Origin of the sequence: Prochlorococcus sp. MIT 0801, from assembly GCF_000757865.1 — a bacterium.
Taxonomy (GTDB): domain Bacteria; phylum Cyanobacteriota; class Cyanobacteriia; order PCC-6307; family Cyanobiaceae; genus Prochlorococcus_B.
In genome coordinates this window covers 593,517-609,717 of sequence record NZ_CP007754.1, presented here as the reverse complement: position 1 = coordinate 609,717, position 16,201 = coordinate 593,517, and the positions used below count along the sequence as shown (strand labels likewise).

Here is a 16,201-nt window from a genome sequence, read left to right as displayed (position 1 = left end):
ACTTTTGCAGAGAACGTATTTCATGATTTTCAAGTTACTGCTTCATGTAAGTTTTTCGAATAAAAGGACAAAATAATGAACGAAACTACTCCTTTACTACTCCGTGCAGCTCGCGGAGAAAATGTTGAAAGGCCCCCAGTTTGGATGATGAGACAAGCGGGTAGATACATGAAGGTATATCGCGACCTTCGTGATAATCATCCAAGCTTCAGGGAAAGATCCGAAAACCCCGATCTTTCTTATGAAATTTCAATGCAACCTTTTAAAGCTTTTCAACCAGATGGAGTGATACTTTTTTCAGACATCTTGACTCCTCTACCTGGGATGGGAATTAACTTTGACATCGTTGAAAGTAAAGGACCCTTAATAAATGACCCAATAAGAAGCCTCAAACAGGTTAAAGACCTTAAACCCCTTCAACCAGAAGAAAGCATGTCTTTTGTTGGGGAAGTCCTTGGAAGGCTAAGGGAAAGCGTTGGGAACAAAGCTGCAGTTCTTGGTTTTGTAGGTGCTCCTTGGACTCTTGCTGCATATGTTGTAGAGGGAAAAAGCAGCAAAAATTATGCAGTTATAAAGGCGATGGCATTCCAAGAGCCAGAACTACTGCATCAACTTTTAAATCACTTTGCAGAATCAATTGCAAACTACTTGTCCTATCAAATTCAATCTGGGGCCCAAGTAGTTCAAATGTTTGATTCATGGGCAGGACAATTAAGTCCACAAGATTATGACGAGTTTGCTGCCCCTTATCAACAAAAAGTAGTCAATTTAGTAAAAGAAAAACATCCAGATACACCTATGATTTTATATATCTCAGGTAGTGCGGGAGTTCTTGAAAGAATGGGACAAACCGGAGTAGATATAGTCTCTCTAGATTGGACTGTTGATATGGCAGATGGACTAAAAAGGCTGCCTCAAGCAGTTGGAGTCCAAGGAAATGTTGATCCAGGACTTTTGTTTGGTACTCCTGATGCGATCAGATCAAGAATTGTTGATGTCGTCAGAAAAGCGAAAGGAAGAAAACATATTCTTAACCTTGGTCATGGAATACTTCCAGGGACGCCAGAAGAAAATGCAAGAGTATTTTTCGAGGCTGGTAAAAATGTGAATGAACTTATAAAAGTTTCATCTTGAAAAACGAAATAATTCTGATTACTGGAGCAAGTGGATGTGTTGGGCAATACATAGCAAATTGGCTAATCGAAAACTCAACTTCAGAATTATTTTTATGGGTTAGAGATCCTAAAAAAATAACTTCAATAAATTTAGAAAACCCAAGGATTAAATTTTTAGTCGGAGATTTGAGAGAAGCAAATAAGTTCAAGAAAGAAATTTCAGAAGTGAACAGAGTTATTCATACTGCGACTGCTTGGGGTGATCCTAAAAGGGCGAAAGAAGTCAATATTGATGCAGTAAAAAATTTGCTCAATTTACTAAATCCTTCCAATATCAAACAAATTATTTATTTCTCAACTGCAAGTGTTCTTGATAGAAACTTAAATTTGTTACCGGAAGCTTTTACCTATGGAACAGAGTACATACAAACAAAAGCACAATGCCTCAGAGAGCTTGAATCTCATCAGCTTGCAACGAAGATCATAGCTGTTTTCCCAACACTAGTTTTTGGCGGACGTTTAGACGGTAAAAGTAAATTTCCAACTAGTTATCTTACCGAAGGACTTAGAGATGCATTGAAATGGATCTGGCTGGCTAGATGGATAAAATTATCCTCAAGGTTTCATTTTATTCACGCAGCAGATATCGCTTTCATTTGCGGGCATCTAGCTACCTCTGATTTCGAGCCTGTACAACCTTTTTCTGCCACTAAAATAAAAAAATTAGTTTTAGGGCAACCCTATACAAGTATTGATGTAGTCATTCAGACGCTTCTAATATGGAAAGGAATGAGAAAAGTCCCTCAAATCCCTATTGTGCCTTGGCTTATTGAACTTTTAACTATATTACTACCAATTCAAATGACAAATTGGGATAGATTTAGTCTTAGACAAAAACACTTTATACATGAGCCCGTAACCTCTCCTGAAACCTTTGGAGGTATAAGTCATGCCAAAACGTTAAGTCAAGTTTTACATAATTCTGGTTTAACTAAACAATAAAATGCCAAACAGAAGCTAAAGTAGTAAAATTAAAAAAGAAGAGAATTAATTTCATGATTCGTTCGATTTCAACAGCGTTATTTGCTTTCTTTGCATTCCTAGTAATTGGTGTAACCAATGTGAATGCTTCAACTGTTGAAGTTAAGCTTGGTACAGATGCAGGAATGCTTGCTTTCGAACCAAGCACCCTAAACATAAGCGCTGGTGACACCGTAAAGTTTGTAAATAACAAACTAGCCCCTCATAATGCTGTTTTTGACGGGAATGATGACCTAAGTCATCCAGATTTAGCTTTTGCCCCAGGAGAGTCTTGGGAGAGGACTTTTAGCACAGCTGGAACATACGACTTTTACTGCGAGCCTCATAGAGGTGCAGGAATGGTTGGTAAAATCGTAGTGAACTAAATCTCCAGAAAAATCTATTAAAGATGGGGGAGACCCCATCTTTTTTTTGTGAAAAAGATATTTAGAAATTCAATCAAACTCACTGAGTATATTTTTTTTAAACGAGAAACTTTTTCAATTAAAAACATTAAAGGAATTTTTTTTAGTTACGAAAAAGTTTTTATTCGCCTTTATTTGGGAGAATTTTAATTAGGATAAACTGCTTATAAATATCAATAACAGATCTGAAGTAAATAAAATTAAGATATTAAAATTCAATTAATTAGTTCCAAAAACTTAAACTGATCTCACAAATTTATATTATCAAGTGAAGAAAGGTCGGTTTTCTTATATTTATACAATTAACAGACATGAATATTATAAGTTTGGCAATAAATTTTAAGGATGAAGGTAGATCCTGATGATTTTACTAACAATGCTTGGAAAGCGATTATTGATGCAAAAGATTTAGCATTAACTGAAAAGCATCAGACTTTAGAAACAGAGCATCTTTTGTGGTCTCTCCTAAAGAAAAATGAAATAGCGATAAAAGTAATAGAAAGATCTGGCGGGGTAATAAAAAATCTACTCACAGAAATAGAAGAATTTATAACAAACCAACCAAAAATGCTGAAGACCCAAGAATCCATTTTCTTTGGCAAAAACATATCGTTTTCAATTTCAAGAGCAAAAAATATTCAACAATCTTTCAAAGATGCATTTATTTCAAGCGAACATTTAGTGATTTCCCTATTTGATGACAAGAGAATTTGTCATAGGTTATTTGAACAAAACGAAGTCCACAAAAACAGTCTTCTTGAGGCTGTAAATGCTATTAGAGGTGACAAAAAAGTGACCCAGAAAAATGCTGAAAATAGCTACGAAGCTCTGCAAAAGTACGGCACAGACCTTACTTTTGCCGCAAGAGATGGAAAATTAGATCCTGTAATTGGAAGAGATGAGGAAATCCGAAGAACGATTCAAATACTGAGCCGCAGGACTAAAAATAATCCCGTATTGATTGGGGAAGCTGGCGTGGGTAAAACAGCAATTATTGAGGGGTTAGCACAAAGAATTATCAACGGAGATGTTCCTACAGCCCTTGAAGAGCGTCAACTAATTTCCTTAGACATGGGGGCACTAATCGCAGGTGCAAAATTCCGGGGTGAATTTGAAGAGAGACTTAAGTCAGTTCTCAAAAATGTCACAGATTCAGAAGGAAAAATAATTTTATTCATAGATGAAATACATACTGTCGTCGGAGCAGGGGCAAGTGGTGGTGCAATGGACGCTAGTAACCTACTTAAACCAATGCTTGCTAGAGGTGAACTGAGATGTATTGGAGCAACAACCATCAATGAACATAGAGAAAATTTTGAGAAAGACCCTGCTCTGGAAAGAAGATTTCAGCAAATACTTGTAAAAGAACCCTCAGTTCAAGATACGATTTCGATATTACGTGGACTAAAAGAAAGATATGAAGTTCATCATGGTGTTCGTATCTCTGATAACGCCCTAATAGCTGCGGCGATATTGAGTGATAGGTATATACCCGAGAGGTTTTTACCTGATAAAGCTATTGATCTAATAGATGAATCAGCCTCACGTTTAAAGATGGAAATAACATCAAAACCAGAAGAAATTGATGAGATTGATAGAAAAATCATCCAACTTGAGATGGAGAAATTATCTTTGGAAGGTGAATCAGATATTTCAAGTAAAGAGAGACTCGAATTAATTTCTGCAGAACTAGCTTTATTAACAAAAAATCAAATAGAAGTAAATAAGAAATGGAAACAAGAAAAAGAATCAATCGAAGAAATTTCAACACTTAAAGAAGAAATTGAGAAAGTACAACTTGAAATAGAAAAAGCAAAAAGGAATTATGACCTCAACAGGGCTGCTGAACTTGAATACGGCACCCTTGTGAATTATCAACAAAATTTAAAATCTAAAGAACTGAATTTAAAAAATTCTTCTCAAAATGCAGAAAAATCACTTTTGAGAGAAGAGGTTGTAGCTGATGATGTAGCTGAAATAATTGCGAAGTGGACATCTATCCCAGTTAAAAGGCTTGCTCAAACTGAAATTGAAAAATTACTCAATCTTGAATCTGAGCTGCAAAAAAAAGTTATTGGTCAAAATAAAGCCGTCCAATCAATATCTTCCGCTATACAAAGATCTAGGACAGGACTTAGTGATCCAAACAGACCAATCGCAAGTTTTTTATTTTTAGGACCAACAGGCGTTGGGAAAACAGAATTGTCTAAGTCTTTAGCTTCTCAACTTTTTGATAGTGATAATGCCCTCATTAGAATTGACATGTCTGAATATATGGAAAAGCACTCTATAAGTCGCCTAATTGGCGCGCCTCCTGGTTACGTCGGCTACGAAGCAGGTGGACAATTAACAGAAGCAATCAGAAGAAAACCTTACTGCGTTTTGCTATTCGATGAAATTGAAAAAGCACATAAAGATGTTTTCAATATATTGCTACAAATACTTGACGAGGGCCGAGTAACTGATGGTCAAGGAAGAACAACAAACTTCAAAAACACTATTATCATTCTCACCAGTAATTTAGGAAGCGAATTAATCGCTGATAAGGATATGACGAATAATCTATCTACAAATATAGATGAACTTATTAATCAAGAGCTAAAATCAAATTTCAGACCTGAGTTCCTAAACAGACTTGATGAAATAATTAATTTCGAACCACTTAAAAAAGAAACTCTTCTTAAAGTAGTCAATTTACAATTAAACCGTTTAAGAGAAAGATTAGAAGCGAAAGGAATCGAGCTTGAAATTGATGATAATGTCCTATCTTTGATTACTGAAATTGGATACAATCCAAGCTATGGTGCTAGGCCCTTAAAAAGAGTTATTCAAAAAGAAATAGAAAGTGAAATAGCAAAATATATTCTTAAAGGCAAATATAAAAATGGAAGCACCATAAAAATAGAGAATAAAGAATCAAAATTAATTTTCAACTAAAAAATAAAACTTTAATCGTATTTCATCAAGAAGTCTTACTATATTTAGTATTGAACCACTCTGGGATGAAGCTATAACTAGCGGAATTAACATCATTTTCATGTGCTATTGCTTTCCAACAACAAGATCTACCTTTCTCTCTTGAAAATAATAAATCATTAGCCCATCCCCACACTAATTCAGCAGTCGATTCCATACCCACATTGTTCATAACTCTAAGATCTAGGACTTCTTTAGAGTGAAGGTCTTTCCAAGTTTCAAGAAGAGGATCATCAAAATTGACTAGAAAAGTATGATCAAAATGATCTTTTAATTGCTCTTCCAAAGGTCTCAGACTTGAGAAATCGACAACGAAGCCATTTTCATCAAGTTTTTTTGAAGCAAAGCAAAAAGTAAAGCTTCGACTATATCCATGAACATAACGACAGTGACCTTTATGTTTCCATTGACGGTGAGAACATGGATAGTCTTTAAAATGCTTTGAGCAATTAAATGGAATATCTTTAATCGTCATAAAAAGATAAATAAAAAACCAATAGAGGATTAAATTTAAATAGTTAGAGTTAAAAAGCCTAATTGGCTTAATTAAAAATGCTTTTTATAGATAATCTTCATTTTGATCAAAACGGCTTGATCCCAGCCATAGCACAAGATTGGCTCGATGGCTCAATTTTAATGATGGCATGGATGAACAAAGAATCCATTACAAAAACATTAGAATCTGGTGAAGTTCACTATTGGAGTCGTTCAAGAAAAGAACTTTGGCACAAAGGAAAAACAAGCGGACATTTTCAAAAATTGAAAGGAATTAGGACTGATTGCGATACAGATACAATACTTTTGTCAATTGAGCAAGTAGGTTCAATTGCATGCCATACAGGAAAAAGAAGTTGTTTTTTTAAAGATTTAGAAACAAATGAAGACGTTCTTTACCCTCCATCTGATGCTTGTAGTGAATTATTCAAAGTAATAGAGAGTCGTAAGAATAATCCTGAGGAGGGAAGCTATACAAATACTCTTCTGAAGGAAGGCGATAATAAAATCCTAAAAAAGATAGGCGAAGAGACAGCAGAATTTATAATGGCTTGTAAAGATAAAAGTCCAATTTCAGTAGCTAATGAGGCTGCAGATATACTTTTCCATCTCCAAGTAGCCTTAGCTCACCAAAACGTTTCATGGACAGAAGTTCTAAAAGTTTTAGTCAATAGAAAAGGCGCTCCCAGAAGAAATCTGTAGGGAAAGAACCAACTCATCTATTATTTTTTTACTTATAAATAAGTTTCTTTAGTACAAAGGCAAAGGATTAAATTCATAAAAACATCTTGAAAGAGAAAAAAACAGATCAAACCAATTTTCTTAAATCATTGGAAATTTATCGCTTCTCAAAAATTAGGTATAACGCTTGACCAAAATTTTTAGAGATTAAAAAGACTTTAACTAGTTTCATAGATCATAAAATTACTTTAAAGAATGTCTTTTATATCAATTGTTTTAAGATATTTCAACTAAGATTTCTTTTCTTCTAATTTCATTTCAAAGAGCCCAATTAAAGAACAGAGGAAACTTTTTGGGATTAATTGAACTTGTGAAGGCATTAAGAATAAAAAAAGGATAACTAATAAATTCCGAACACTTTATTACGCCTATTGAAAGTAAACAATTTCTCTCTAGGTTATAAATATAAGGAGGAATAAATCGTGAGTTCTTTAAGCGACTTTCTTGGAGAAATAGGAAAACACGAATTGCTCACACCAGAGCAAGAACTCACATTGGGTAGAGAAGTGCAATCAATGGTTGCACTTAATGAACGCTGCCAACAAGCTGGAGGAAATGGGCCAGAGTGCGAATATTCAAGCGCAGAGAAAAAAAGGCTTAAAGCAGGTGAGCGGGCCAAGAATCAAATGATCACAGCAAATTTGAGGCTTGTTGTGAATTTAGCCAAGCGCTATCAAGGAAAAGGGCTTGACCTTCTTGATTTAATTCAAGAAGGCACCTTAGGGTTAACGAGAGCTGTTGAAAAATACGATCCAAAAAGGGGGCATCGATTTTCAACTTATGCTTACTGGTGGATTAGACAAGGACTAAATAGAGCGCTGTCAACGCAAAGTAGAACCATACGAATCCCTGTAAACATTAATGAAAAACTAACAAAGCTTCGTGCTGCCAAGTCTCGACTAATGCAAGAACTTGGAGTTCATCCCTCAACCAACCAAATAGCCACACAGATGAAAATCCCTTTAGAAGAAGTAGAAGAATTGCTTGCATGCGAATTGAGAAGTATTACAGTTAGCTTGCAAGGTGCAATCAAATCCAAAGCAGAGCCCTCTGAGCTTGTGGATATTCTTCCAAGTGAGGAAGCACCTCCCATGGAACTTGCTGAATTAGCCGAAAGGAGTGCATCAGCTTGGTCTTTATTGGAAAAATCAAATCTCACCCCCAAAGAGCGAACGATACTAAGTCTTCGATTTGGTCTTGATGGTTCAAATGAATGGAGGACGCTAGCGGAAGTCGCCAGACAAATGAATTGCAGCAGAGAATATTGCAGACAAGTAGTTCAACGTGCATTAAGAAAATTAAGAAAGACAGGGGTTCAAAGTGGTCTTTTAGAGTCAAGTATTTAATTGTGGTTAGTTCAAGAGACTCCAATAAAGAAGTTTTTGAAGCAGAAGTACTTGAAAGTTCTGTTATCGATGAGGGGGTACTTAAAAAGATCTTATTAAGAGCAGGCAGAGTAATTGCACAGCCTGCTTTAGAAGGATTTGAACTCATCATGGATAATTCAACTCCTCCTCAGGTGAGGTTATCCATTATGGGAGCACTTACTTATTTAATTGTTCCTTTTGATTTAATTCCCGACTTTATTCCTGCCTCAGGTTTTAGCGATGATCTTGTGGCCTTAACAGCTGTAATTAGTCTATGGCAACATCACATTACTCCAGAGATAAAATTCAAAGCAAAATCAAAGCTGGATAAATGGTTTCCACTATGAGCAAAGAACGCTGGTCAAAAGATATAGAAAAGGATTTAGTACTTCTAATCAAAGACTGGTTGAAGCACACAGGTAGAACACAATCAGAACTTTGCCAAAGTCTTCATCTCCCTTCCGCAAGAATGCAAACTTTAATTGAATCTTTAAAAAAAGATTTTAGTTCTGGTGGCATTCCAAAAATTGCAAATAGGCTTTGTGAAGTTGAAAAGTTATGGACAAACGGTGGAGGAGAGAAATCAAAGAAAATTTTTGACTTAAATTCTTCGGGGCAACTTGATCTTCTTGACGAAATTTGTGAGGATCTTTCAAAAATTAATTTCGATAAATAAGATTTATAAGACTATGAAAAAATATTTAAGAGGTTTTTTTCTAATCATCTTTTGTTTCACCTTTTTTTATCTAAGTTTACCAAAAGAGCTAAATGCTATTGAGGCAGATTTAGGGGAAAGTATTTTCAAACACAACTGTGCTGGATGCCACATTAATGGCGGGAACATACTAAGAAGATCAAAGAATTTGAAGATTTCATCATTAAAACGTAATGGAATTGACAATCCAGAAGCTATAGCGAAGATAGCTAGACAAGGGTTAGGAATAATGAGTGGTTATGAAGATAAATTAGGAGATAATGGCGATCAGATTGTAGCTAATTGGGTCTGGGAACAAGCTCAAAAAGCTTGGGTCCAAGAGTAAATTTCGAAATCAGTCCATATCCCCTCTCTCCAGTAAACGTCCTCTTTGATAAGACTTCTTATATTTTCAATAGTCTCAGATTTAAATATCCCAAAAACATATCTATTACATTTTGTCGGTCCTAAAGTTATTAATATACCTTTTTCCTTAAGTAATGAGAGCCTTTGAAGATGCTCTTCCCTAAAAGGTTTTCTCTTTAGTAGAGCATCTTCACAGTAAGACCCCCAAAGGACAAATTGATCCATAGTTTTCAAGTTGAATAAAGACAACCTTTCTCAAGATAAAACATATATAAGAATTCAATATTCAGCTTGATCTGTTGCTATTTAAAAAAATATTAATTAGTTGCGGCTCTTAGTTCTTTACAAAAAGAACCTGCTTCTTCGACTTTCATTTCGATCGAGGCATTAGCAATTCTTTTAACTAAAGCACTACCAACAATTGCGCCATCAGCGCCCCATTCTCTAACTTGTTCAATATGTTTTACCTCCGAAATTCCAAAGCCCACAGCAATTGGACTAGATGAAGAATCTTTTAGTTGTTGAACAAGATTTCCTACATTATCTTCTAATGACGACCTTTCTCCTGTTACCCCAGTAACACTTACAAGATAAGTGAATCCATTAGAAGTCGCTGCGATTTTTCTCATACGATCCTTGGGGGTTGTAGGAGCAACAAGTAAAACCAAATCAATTTCCTTAGATTCTGCTATGACAGAAAGTTTTTCTGCTTCCTCTAAAGGAAGATCTGGCACGACAAGTCCTGAAACACCTACTTTCGAGGCTTGTAAGCAAAATTCTTCCAGACCTTTATTAATAAGTGGATTTGAGTAAGTAAATAAAATTATTGGTATTGTCAATTGATCTCTCAATTCAGACAACATTTTAAAAACCCTATCAGGAGAAGTTCCTGCAGAGAGAGCTCGAGAAGCTGCTAATTGAATAATCGGTCCATCTGCCAAAGGATCACTGTATGGAATGCCTAGCTCAATCATGTCAGCACCATTTTCCTGAAGTTCTAACAAAATCTTTGCTGTAGTTTCCAAATCAGGGTCACCTGCCATAAGGAAAGGCATTAATGCTATTCTTTTCTCTTTTTTTATTTTGGAAAAAGAACTACTGATATTTGTACTTTTCAATGTTTTAAGCCTTGGGTATCTATCTTTTTTATCATTTTTGTATCCCTAAGAGTAAAAAATTATTGAGATTTAGTAATTAAAACTTAAGTTTGCTCACTACTTTCTTCCTCAACGGTTTTTAGTAATTCAACTTTTTCTTCATCTGTCATGGCCTCAAACTTTTCTCTAATTTTTTCATCAGTTAATTTTTCATAAGCTTCTCTGTATCTTTTACGTTGCTCCATAAAAGTCATATTCCCAGAAAAAACTCTAAAAAGGTAAGAAGCTGTCCATACAAAAATAATTAAAATTAATATTGACTGTGATGCAATACCAGCTGATATTGATTCAAATCCAAGTAACTGAAACACTTCATATCCTAAGCCACCTAAAACAAAAACAATCAAACCTATTTGAAAAACCTGTGCTCTTGTCAAAGTTCAAGACTCCTCTTTTCCATTCATTCTTAAATTAATAAACGGTGCAAACAAAACCATTCCAGGAAAGAAAAGAAAAACAAGTCCATATATAAAAAGGCGTTCAAACTTTCCCATAACATTCCAACGATTATTCATCCAATAAAACAGAAATACAGGAACTACAAATAAATACATCCCTCCCAGTACCGCATAAGCCGATAATGTAAATATCGGATTAACAGCTCCCATTAATCCAAAAGGGATTAAACGCACAATCGAGATAGAAAACATCATGGGAGTGGGGGGACTTGAACCCCCACGGCCAAAAAGCGGCCAACAGATTTTAAGTCTGGTGCGTCTACCAATTCCGCCACACTCCCCAGTGATAGCAAGGATTATCACAATGCTAGAGAACCAACTCTAAGCCATTAATATATTAGCGTAAACGTATGTGCTTGAATCAGTACTCTTAAGAATATCTAGAGTTAAATTATTATTGGAAGAATCATTAACCAATCTCACTAAACATCCCATATGGCCCAGTCAAGAGTTTCTCCTGAATGAAATGGTTTTACAAAGTCATTGGGATCACCATCTAGTCCGACATCAATCATTTTCGGTACGGAAATATCTTTTTTAACTAAAGTTATTCTCTCTGTATTTAAAGGTAATCCATAAAAAGTTGCTCCATTAATACTCGAAAAAGCTTCAAACCTAGCTAGGGCATTTTCTTCTTCGAAAACTTTTAAATAGCTTTCCAAAGCGAAAGGGGCATTAAAGATTCCTGCACATCCACATGAACTTTCCTTAAATCTACGAGTATGAGGTGCTGAATCAGTTCCAAGGAAAAAGCAAGGTTTACCGCTAGTAGCAGCTTGTCTTAGAGCAATACGATGGATTTCACGTTTAGCTGTGGGTAAGCAATAAAAATCACTCCTTAAACCACCATCGAACATTGCGTTTCGATTGATATGTAGATGATGAGGAGTAATTGTAGCGGCTATATCAAACTCACTATTTTCTACAAAGTCAATTGCATCTGTGGTCGTGATGTGTTCTAAAACCACTTTAAGTGATGAAAATGTTCGTAATAGTGGTTCAAGGTGACGCTCAATAAAAACAGCTTCTCTATCAAATACATCAACATTGCAATCGGTCACTTCTCCATGAATTAATAACGGCATACCAATTCTTTCCATCGTCTCAAATAAATTGCCGATTTTACTTATATCTGTAACCCCATAAGAAGAATTAGTTGTCACATTAGCTGGATAGAGCTTTGCCCCATGAAAGACACCTTCTCTAAAGCCTCTCTCTAAGACATTCGCAGGCATATCATCTGTAAGATATGCTGTCATTAATGGGGTAAAAGAAACACCTTCAGGGATAGACTGGATAATTCTTTTTTTATACTCTTGTGCTTGGCTTAAAGTAGTTATTGGCGGATCAAGGTTAGGCATGATGATTGCACGGCAAAACACATCTGCTGTATGACTTAAAACACCTTTAAGAATCTTTCCATCTCTCAAATGCAGATGCCAATCATCCGGCTTTAATAATGAGATTTGATTAACAGAGGCAATCACAGGATTAAAGATTTTTCCATGTATATCTTATGCAACCTTGATCTATAAGTCTTCAAGTATCAATAAAGGGCTAAGATATTAAGATAATACCAAATGAAATAATATAAATTAATTCACTAATTTAGTTTCTCAATAAATCACTCAATTATGCCATCAATATTATTGTCATTTTTAGAGCTAGTTGCTGGGATACTTTTACTTTTTAGCGGTGGAGAGTTCTTTATTCAAGGATCTGTAGCTTTAGCCTTAATCCTGGGGATTCCTCAACTAGTCATTGGTTTAACAATCGTATCTCTCGGGACAAGTGCACCTGAACTATTTGTGAGTGTCAACTCCTCCCTAAATGGATCAGATAGTCTAGCTTTGAGCAATATTGTTGGCAGCAATATTTTCAATGTGATGGTAGTTCTTGGAGGAAGTGCTCTTTTACGACCTTTAAGAGTTGAAAGTCGTCTTGTAAGAAGAGACATTCCTCTTCTTTTAGCAGTCTCAACTGCCGTTTGGGGGATGGCCGCTTCAGAGCTGATAACTTGGCAATTTGGAATAGCTTTAATAGTTGCGCTAATAATAAATACCACTTGGGAAATTCGCACAGCAAGAGAGGAACCTCAAAGAACCCAAGAAGCAGAGCCAGAAATCAATATAGAAAAAGACTCAACAAGTTTATTCAATGCAGGCGTGAAATTATTAGGTGGTATTTTCTTGCTAACACTTGGATCACGACTTTTAATAGAAGGCGCATCTACAATTGCAGGATTGTTAGGGGTAAGCGAAGCTATAATTGGATTAACGATAGTTTCACTGGGCACTTCTTTACCTGAGTTAATCACGTCATTAGTGGCCGCTCTTCGTGGTCAAACTGACTTAGCGATAGGCAACGTAATTGGAAGTTGTTTATTAAATCAATTACTAGTTTTAGGTAGCTGTTCTGTATTATCTGGAGGCAGTGGTTTAGTGGTTGAGAATTTACTAATAACTAAGGATATTCCTATAATGGTAATTACTACACTTGCGTGCATGCCAATTTTTTGGACAAAAGGAATAATAAGTAGAGGAGAAGGTGGCGTTTTATTAGGATTGTATATGCTTTACATTGCAGACAAAATAATACCTCTAACTCTACCAACTTTACATACAGCATTCAAAGAATTAGTTTTTATAGCTATATCATTATCAATAACAATAATTATATACAAAACAATTGTTTACTGGCTAAGACTAAGAAAAAGTTCTAATAACTAATGCCTTATCTAAATCATCTCATTGTTACGAATTCCTCGGCTATCGTAGGATGCAATGCCATTGTATTATCAAAGTCAGATTTTTTAGCCCCTAGCATTAGAGAGATTGATGCCATCTGAATAATTTCAGATGCATTATCACCAATCATGTGACATCCCAAAACCTTATTATCATTTTTATCAACTATTAGCTTTAAAATACATTTAGAGCCAGTCTTTGGCAATGATTTAGATAAGGGTCTAAATATTGATCTATATACTTTAATGTTATCTTTACCCATCGACTGGATAGCCTTCTCTTCAGTCATGCCCACAGAAGCTATTTCAGGTTGACTAAATACAGCATAAGGAACAAAATTATAATTAACCTTATGATCTGATTCGCCATAATTTCTATCAGCAAACTTTCTACCCTCATCAATTGCGACAGGTGTCAAGTTGATCCTGTCAGTTACATCTCCAATAGCAAAGATATTAGAAATATTTGTTTTACCTTCACTATCAACTTTAATTTTATTTTCAAGAATTTCTATACCCGCTTGTTCTAACTTCAACCCATCTAAAAATGGCTCTCTACCAGTAGCGAAAAGCAATCCATTCGAGTCAAACTCTTTACCTGCATTTGTTTTTATAGTTAAAGATCCAGGAGTTCCTTTTAGTGATGAAACATTCTCGCCAAAGCTTATGTTAACTCCTTTATTTTTCATTGCCTCGGTTAATGCTGAAGACAGTTCAAAGTCAAACCCTCTTAAAATCTGGTCACCTCGTACTAGTTGAGTAACCTCAACACCTAAACCGTGCAGTATGCATGCAAATTCGCAAGCAATATAGCCTGCACCAACAATTGTAATTTTTTTCGGAAAGCTCTTAAGAAGAAACATATCATCACTTGTCCAACCTAAAGATGCCCCCTCTATGCTTGGTCTTTTAGGTCTGCCTCCCACTGCAATCAAAATTCTCTCTCCATAAAGTTCATTTAAAGTCTCTCCATTTTTTCGATCTTTTACTGCAACACAATTTGAATTTCTAAACTCACCCCAACCTTTAAAAAGCTCAACATTAGCTTTATTTAAAAAATTCTCGTGTAATTCATTCAGCCTTTGCACTTCCTTCCGAACATTAGCTAATAAAACTTCTGAATTGATCTTTAAATCATCAAAATTAAAGCCATAAGATGTTGCAGACAAAAAACTCTCCAAGAGAGAAGAGCCACAGACTAATAATTTTTTAGGAACGCATCCTCTTATTACACACGTTCCTCCGACAAGATCGCCCTCAACGATCGCTACAGATGCTCCATAACTGGCTGCTTTCTTTGCAGCAGCTAATCCACCGGATCCTGCACCAATGACAATCAAATCAAAAGAGCTTTTCAATTTTGCAACCTAGTATTATTTCCCTATTCTCGTTGAAATAAATGAATCGAACCAGAAATGCAATGAGTTGGGAAGAATTAGCAATATATGCAGCCGATCCAACTGATCAAATCAATGGGTTAAACAACCCCTATTCCTCACTTCGTCTTTTTAATAAAAATGAGTCCGAGGCAATTGTTACTCTTTACAGAGACAATCATGCTTGGTGTCCTTATTGCCAAAAAGTTTGGATTTGGTTAGAGCTTAAAAGAATTCCTTACCGGATTAAAAAAGTCACTATGCGTTGCTACGGAGAAAAGGAAAGATGGTATTTAAAAAAAGTACCCTCAGGTATGCTCCCTGCAATAGAAATTGAAAATCATGTAATCAAAGAAAGTGATGAGATCCTATTTGTGTTAGAAGAAATTTATGGTTCTTTAGGTCAATCTCTGAATGAGAAGAAAGTCTTAGAGCAGAGGAGACTTGAAAGAGAACTATTTTCATCATGGTGTAATTGGTTATGTCGCAACTCTCTTTTCCAAGCCCAGGAAGAACAAAAGAAAGAGAATTTCAAAAATGTTGCAACTAAATTTGAAAAAGAACTACAAAACAATGCTTCAGGGTGGCTAACACCTGTCTCAACAGAGAATGGTGAAAAGCCTGGATCAGCAGATGTAATTTTCATCCCATATGTTGAAAGAATGAATGCCTCATTGGCTTACTACAAAGGATACTCATTGAGAGATGAGCACCCTTTTATAAATATGTGGCTTAAAAATCTTGAAAAACTTGATGAGTATAGAGGGACTCAAGGAGATTTTCATACTCATGCTCATGATTTACCTCCTCAAATGGGAGGTTGCTTTACTTATTCAAATAAAAACCAACAATTATTTGCCCAAGAAATTGATATAGGTTCTGGATTAGGGCAATTAGAACTAGTAGATTTTAAAGTTGATCAAGAACCGGAACAACAATTTGAGGCATTAGCTTTAGAAAGAGTTATCAAACATAAAGAAAGGATCATCTCTGTAAGCCCAATGAAAAATAAATTATTTGATCAGCCATTGAGAGCAGCCTTAACTTCTATGATTTCAAAAGAAAATTGCCGTCCAGAGGAGAATAGTGCCTCTGCATTACGTTACCTCCGAGATAGAATTTCAGTGCCAAGAGATATGCCTTTATTATCAGGGAGATTATTTAGACAAGCTCTTGAACGCACAGCAAGTATTGATGGTAGTGATCTAGGTCCTGAAATACCTACACGAAATAGGTTAGATCAAAATCCCATACAGTTTAATTAA

18 protein-coding genes and 1 tRNA gene are annotated in these 16,201 nt (G+C 35.5%); 11 read left to right on the top strand and 8 right to left on the bottom strand.

All coding sequences use genetic code 11. From position 1 onward, the window contains the following. The first annotated feature begins 75 nt into the window (after window positions 1–75). The 4 genes from hemE to clpB all read left to right on the top strand — a co-directional run bounded on the left by hemE (window position 76) and on the right by clpB (window position 5,497). Window positions 76–1,134: a uroporphyrinogen decarboxylase gene (gene hemE, locus EW15_RS03205; protein ID WP_038651859.1), complete on the top strand. Its 1,059-nt coding sequence runs from the start codon at window positions 76–78 to the stop codon at window positions 1,132–1,134. Continuing rightward, a complete protein-coding gene (locus tag EW15_RS03200; RefSeq protein WP_038651856.1) occupies window positions 1,131–2,117 on the top strand; it encodes an NAD(P)-dependent oxidoreductase in 987 nt (328 codons plus the stop codon). Before hemE ends, EW15_RS03200 begins: the two co-directional genes overlap by 4 nt. Before the next feature lie 53 nt (window positions 2,118–2,170). Next, window positions 2,171–2,521, top strand: coding sequence for a plastocyanin (gene petE / locus EW15_RS03195; RefSeq protein ID WP_011293551.1), 351 nt, complete (start codon window positions 2,171–2,173; stop codon window positions 2,519–2,521). Between the two features lie 384 nt (window positions 2,522–2,905). Next, window positions 2,906–5,497 (top strand): ATP-dependent chaperone ClpB, encoded by a 2,592-nt coding sequence (gene clpB / locus EW15_RS03190; RefSeq protein ID WP_038651851.1) that lies wholly within the window; start codon window positions 2,906–2,908, stop codon window positions 5,495–5,497. Between the two features lie 25 nt (window positions 5,498–5,522). Here the strand turns inward: clpB and EW15_RS03185 are convergent, their stop codons facing one another. Continuing rightward, window positions 5,523–6,011, bottom strand: a complete 489-nt coding sequence (locus tag EW15_RS03185; protein WP_038651848.1) for a 6-carboxytetrahydropterin synthase — start codon at window positions 6,009–6,011, stop codon at window positions 5,523–5,525. Window positions 6,012–6,088: 77 nt separating this feature from the next. On the opposite strand from EW15_RS03185, the gene hisIE reads away from it, so the two are divergent. From hisIE to EW15_RS03160, 5 genes are all read left to right on the top strand, one after another. Beyond that, window positions 6,089–6,733 carry a bifunctional phosphoribosyl-AMP cyclohydrolase/phosphoribosyl-ATP diphosphatase HisIE gene (gene hisIE / locus EW15_RS03180; RefSeq protein ID WP_038651845.1) on the top strand — a complete coding sequence of 215 codons (645 nt, stop codon included), beginning with the start codon at window positions 6,089–6,091 and terminating at the stop codon, window positions 6,731–6,733. 461 nt (window positions 6,734–7,194) lie between these two features. Continuing rightward, window positions 7,195–8,118 (top strand): RNA polymerase sigma factor RpoD/SigA, encoded by a 924-nt coding sequence (locus tag EW15_RS03175; RefSeq protein ID WP_081930456.1) that lies wholly within the window; start codon window positions 7,195–7,197, stop codon window positions 8,116–8,118. Window positions 8,119–8,120: 2 nt separating this feature from the next. Beyond that, window positions 8,121–8,486, top strand: coding sequence for a YkvA family protein (locus tag EW15_RS03170; RefSeq protein WP_038651839.1), 366 nt, complete (start codon window positions 8,121–8,123; stop codon window positions 8,484–8,486). After that, complete coding sequence (locus EW15_RS03165) at window positions 8,483–8,815, top strand: hypothetical protein (protein WP_038651836.1); 333 nt, start codon at window positions 8,483–8,485, stop codon at window positions 8,813–8,815. The genes EW15_RS03170 and EW15_RS03165 overlap by 4 nt, the downstream gene beginning before the upstream one ends. Window positions 8,816–8,828: 13 nt before the next feature. Beyond that, window positions 8,829–9,179, top strand: coding sequence for a c-type cytochrome (locus EW15_RS03160; protein WP_038651833.1), 351 nt, complete (start codon window positions 8,829–8,831; stop codon window positions 9,177–9,179). Here EW15_RS03160 and EW15_RS03155 read toward each other — a convergent pair. From EW15_RS03155 to pyrC, 6 genes are all read right to left on the bottom strand, one after another. After that, a complete protein-coding gene (locus EW15_RS03155; protein WP_038651830.1) occupies window positions 9,155–9,424 on the bottom strand; it encodes a YciI family protein in 270 nt (89 codons plus the stop codon). The two genes, EW15_RS03160 and EW15_RS03155, sit on opposite strands and share 25 nt — an antisense overlap. A gap of 92 nt (window positions 9,425–9,516) precedes the next feature. Beyond that, complete coding sequence (gene trpA, locus EW15_RS03150; RefSeq protein ID WP_038651827.1) at window positions 9,517–10,317, bottom strand: tryptophan synthase subunit alpha; 801 nt, start codon at window positions 10,315–10,317, stop codon at window positions 9,517–9,519. Between the two features lie 83 nt (window positions 10,318–10,400). Next, window positions 10,401–10,733, bottom strand: coding sequence for a DUF3007 family protein (locus EW15_RS03145; protein ID WP_038651825.1), 333 nt, complete (start codon window positions 10,731–10,733; stop codon window positions 10,401–10,403). Between the two features lie 3 nt (window positions 10,734–10,736). Then, window positions 10,737–11,009 carry an NAD(P)H-quinone oxidoreductase subunit L gene (locus EW15_RS03140; RefSeq protein WP_081930455.1) on the bottom strand — a complete coding sequence of 91 codons (273 nt, stop codon included), beginning with the start codon at window positions 11,007–11,009 and terminating at the stop codon, window positions 10,737–10,739. Then, window positions 11,009–11,095: transfer RNA gene (locus EW15_RS03135), tRNA-Leu, on the bottom strand. Before EW15_RS03135 ends, EW15_RS03140 begins: the two co-directional genes overlap by 1 nt. Window positions 11,096–11,236: 141 nt before the next feature. After that, window positions 11,237–12,301, bottom strand: a complete 1,065-nt coding sequence (gene pyrC / locus EW15_RS03130) for a dihydroorotase (protein WP_038651819.1) — start codon at window positions 12,299–12,301, stop codon at window positions 11,237–11,239. A gap of 147 nt (window positions 12,302–12,448) precedes the next feature. On the opposite strand from pyrC, the gene EW15_RS03125 reads away from it, so the two are divergent. After that, window positions 12,449–13,543 carry a calcium/sodium antiporter gene (locus EW15_RS03125; protein ID WP_038651816.1) on the top strand — a complete coding sequence of 365 codons (1,095 nt, stop codon included), beginning with the start codon at window positions 12,449–12,451 and terminating at the stop codon, window positions 13,541–13,543. Window positions 13,544–13,556: 13 nt separating this feature from the next. Here EW15_RS03125 and gorA read toward each other — a convergent pair whose 3' ends face one another. Beyond that, a complete protein-coding gene (gene gorA, locus EW15_RS03120; RefSeq protein ID WP_038651813.1) occupies window positions 13,557–14,918 on the bottom strand; it encodes a glutathione-disulfide reductase in 1,362 nt (453 codons plus the stop codon). A 41-nt stretch (window positions 14,919–14,959) separates the two neighbouring features. Here gorA and EW15_RS03115 point away from each other — a divergent pair, with 41 nt between their 5' ends. Continuing rightward, entirely contained in the window at window positions 14,960–16,201 is a 1,242-nt protein-coding gene (locus tag EW15_RS03115) for a glutathione S-transferase N-terminal domain-containing protein (protein ID WP_038651810.1), read from the top strand.

Excerpts from the sequence above, each read along its gene's own strand:
- hemE (WP_038651859.1), top strand. The coding sequence starts at position 76 with ATGAACGAAACTACTCCTTTACTACTCCGTGCAGCTCGCGGAGAAAAT.
- petE (WP_011293551.1), top strand. The coding sequence starts at position 2,171 with ATGATTCGTTCGATTTCAACAGCGTTATTTGCTTTCTTTGCATTCCTA.
- clpB (WP_038651851.1), top strand. The coding sequence starts at position 2,906 with ATGAAGGTAGATCCTGATGATTTTACTAACAATGCTTGGAAAGCGATT.
- EW15_RS03185 (WP_038651848.1), bottom strand. The coding sequence starts at position 6,011 with ATGACGATTAAAGATATTCCATTTAATTGCTCAAAGCATTTTAAAGAC.
- hisIE (WP_038651845.1), top strand. The coding sequence starts at position 6,089 with ATGCTTTTTATAGATAATCTTCATTTTGATCAAAACGGCTTGATCCCA.
- EW15_RS03165 (WP_038651836.1), top strand. The coding sequence starts at position 8,483 with ATGAGCAAAGAACGCTGGTCAAAAGATATAGAAAAGGATTTAGTACTT.
- EW15_RS03160 (WP_038651833.1), top strand. The coding sequence starts at position 8,829 with ATGAAAAAATATTTAAGAGGTTTTTTTCTAATCATCTTTTGTTTCACC.
- EW15_RS03155 (WP_038651830.1), bottom strand. The coding sequence starts at position 9,424 with ATGGATCAATTTGTCCTTTGGGGGTCTTACTGTGAAGATGCTCTACTA.
- EW15_RS03140 (WP_081930455.1), bottom strand. The coding sequence starts at position 11,009 with ATGATGTTTTCTATCTCGATTGTGCGTTTAATCCCTTTTGGATTAATG.
- EW15_RS03125 (WP_038651816.1), top strand. The coding sequence starts at position 12,449 with ATGCCATCAATATTATTGTCATTTTTAGAGCTAGTTGCTGGGATACTT.
- EW15_RS03115 (WP_038651810.1), top strand. The coding sequence starts at position 14,960 with ATGAATCGAACCAGAAATGCAATGAGTTGGGAAGAATTAGCAATATAT.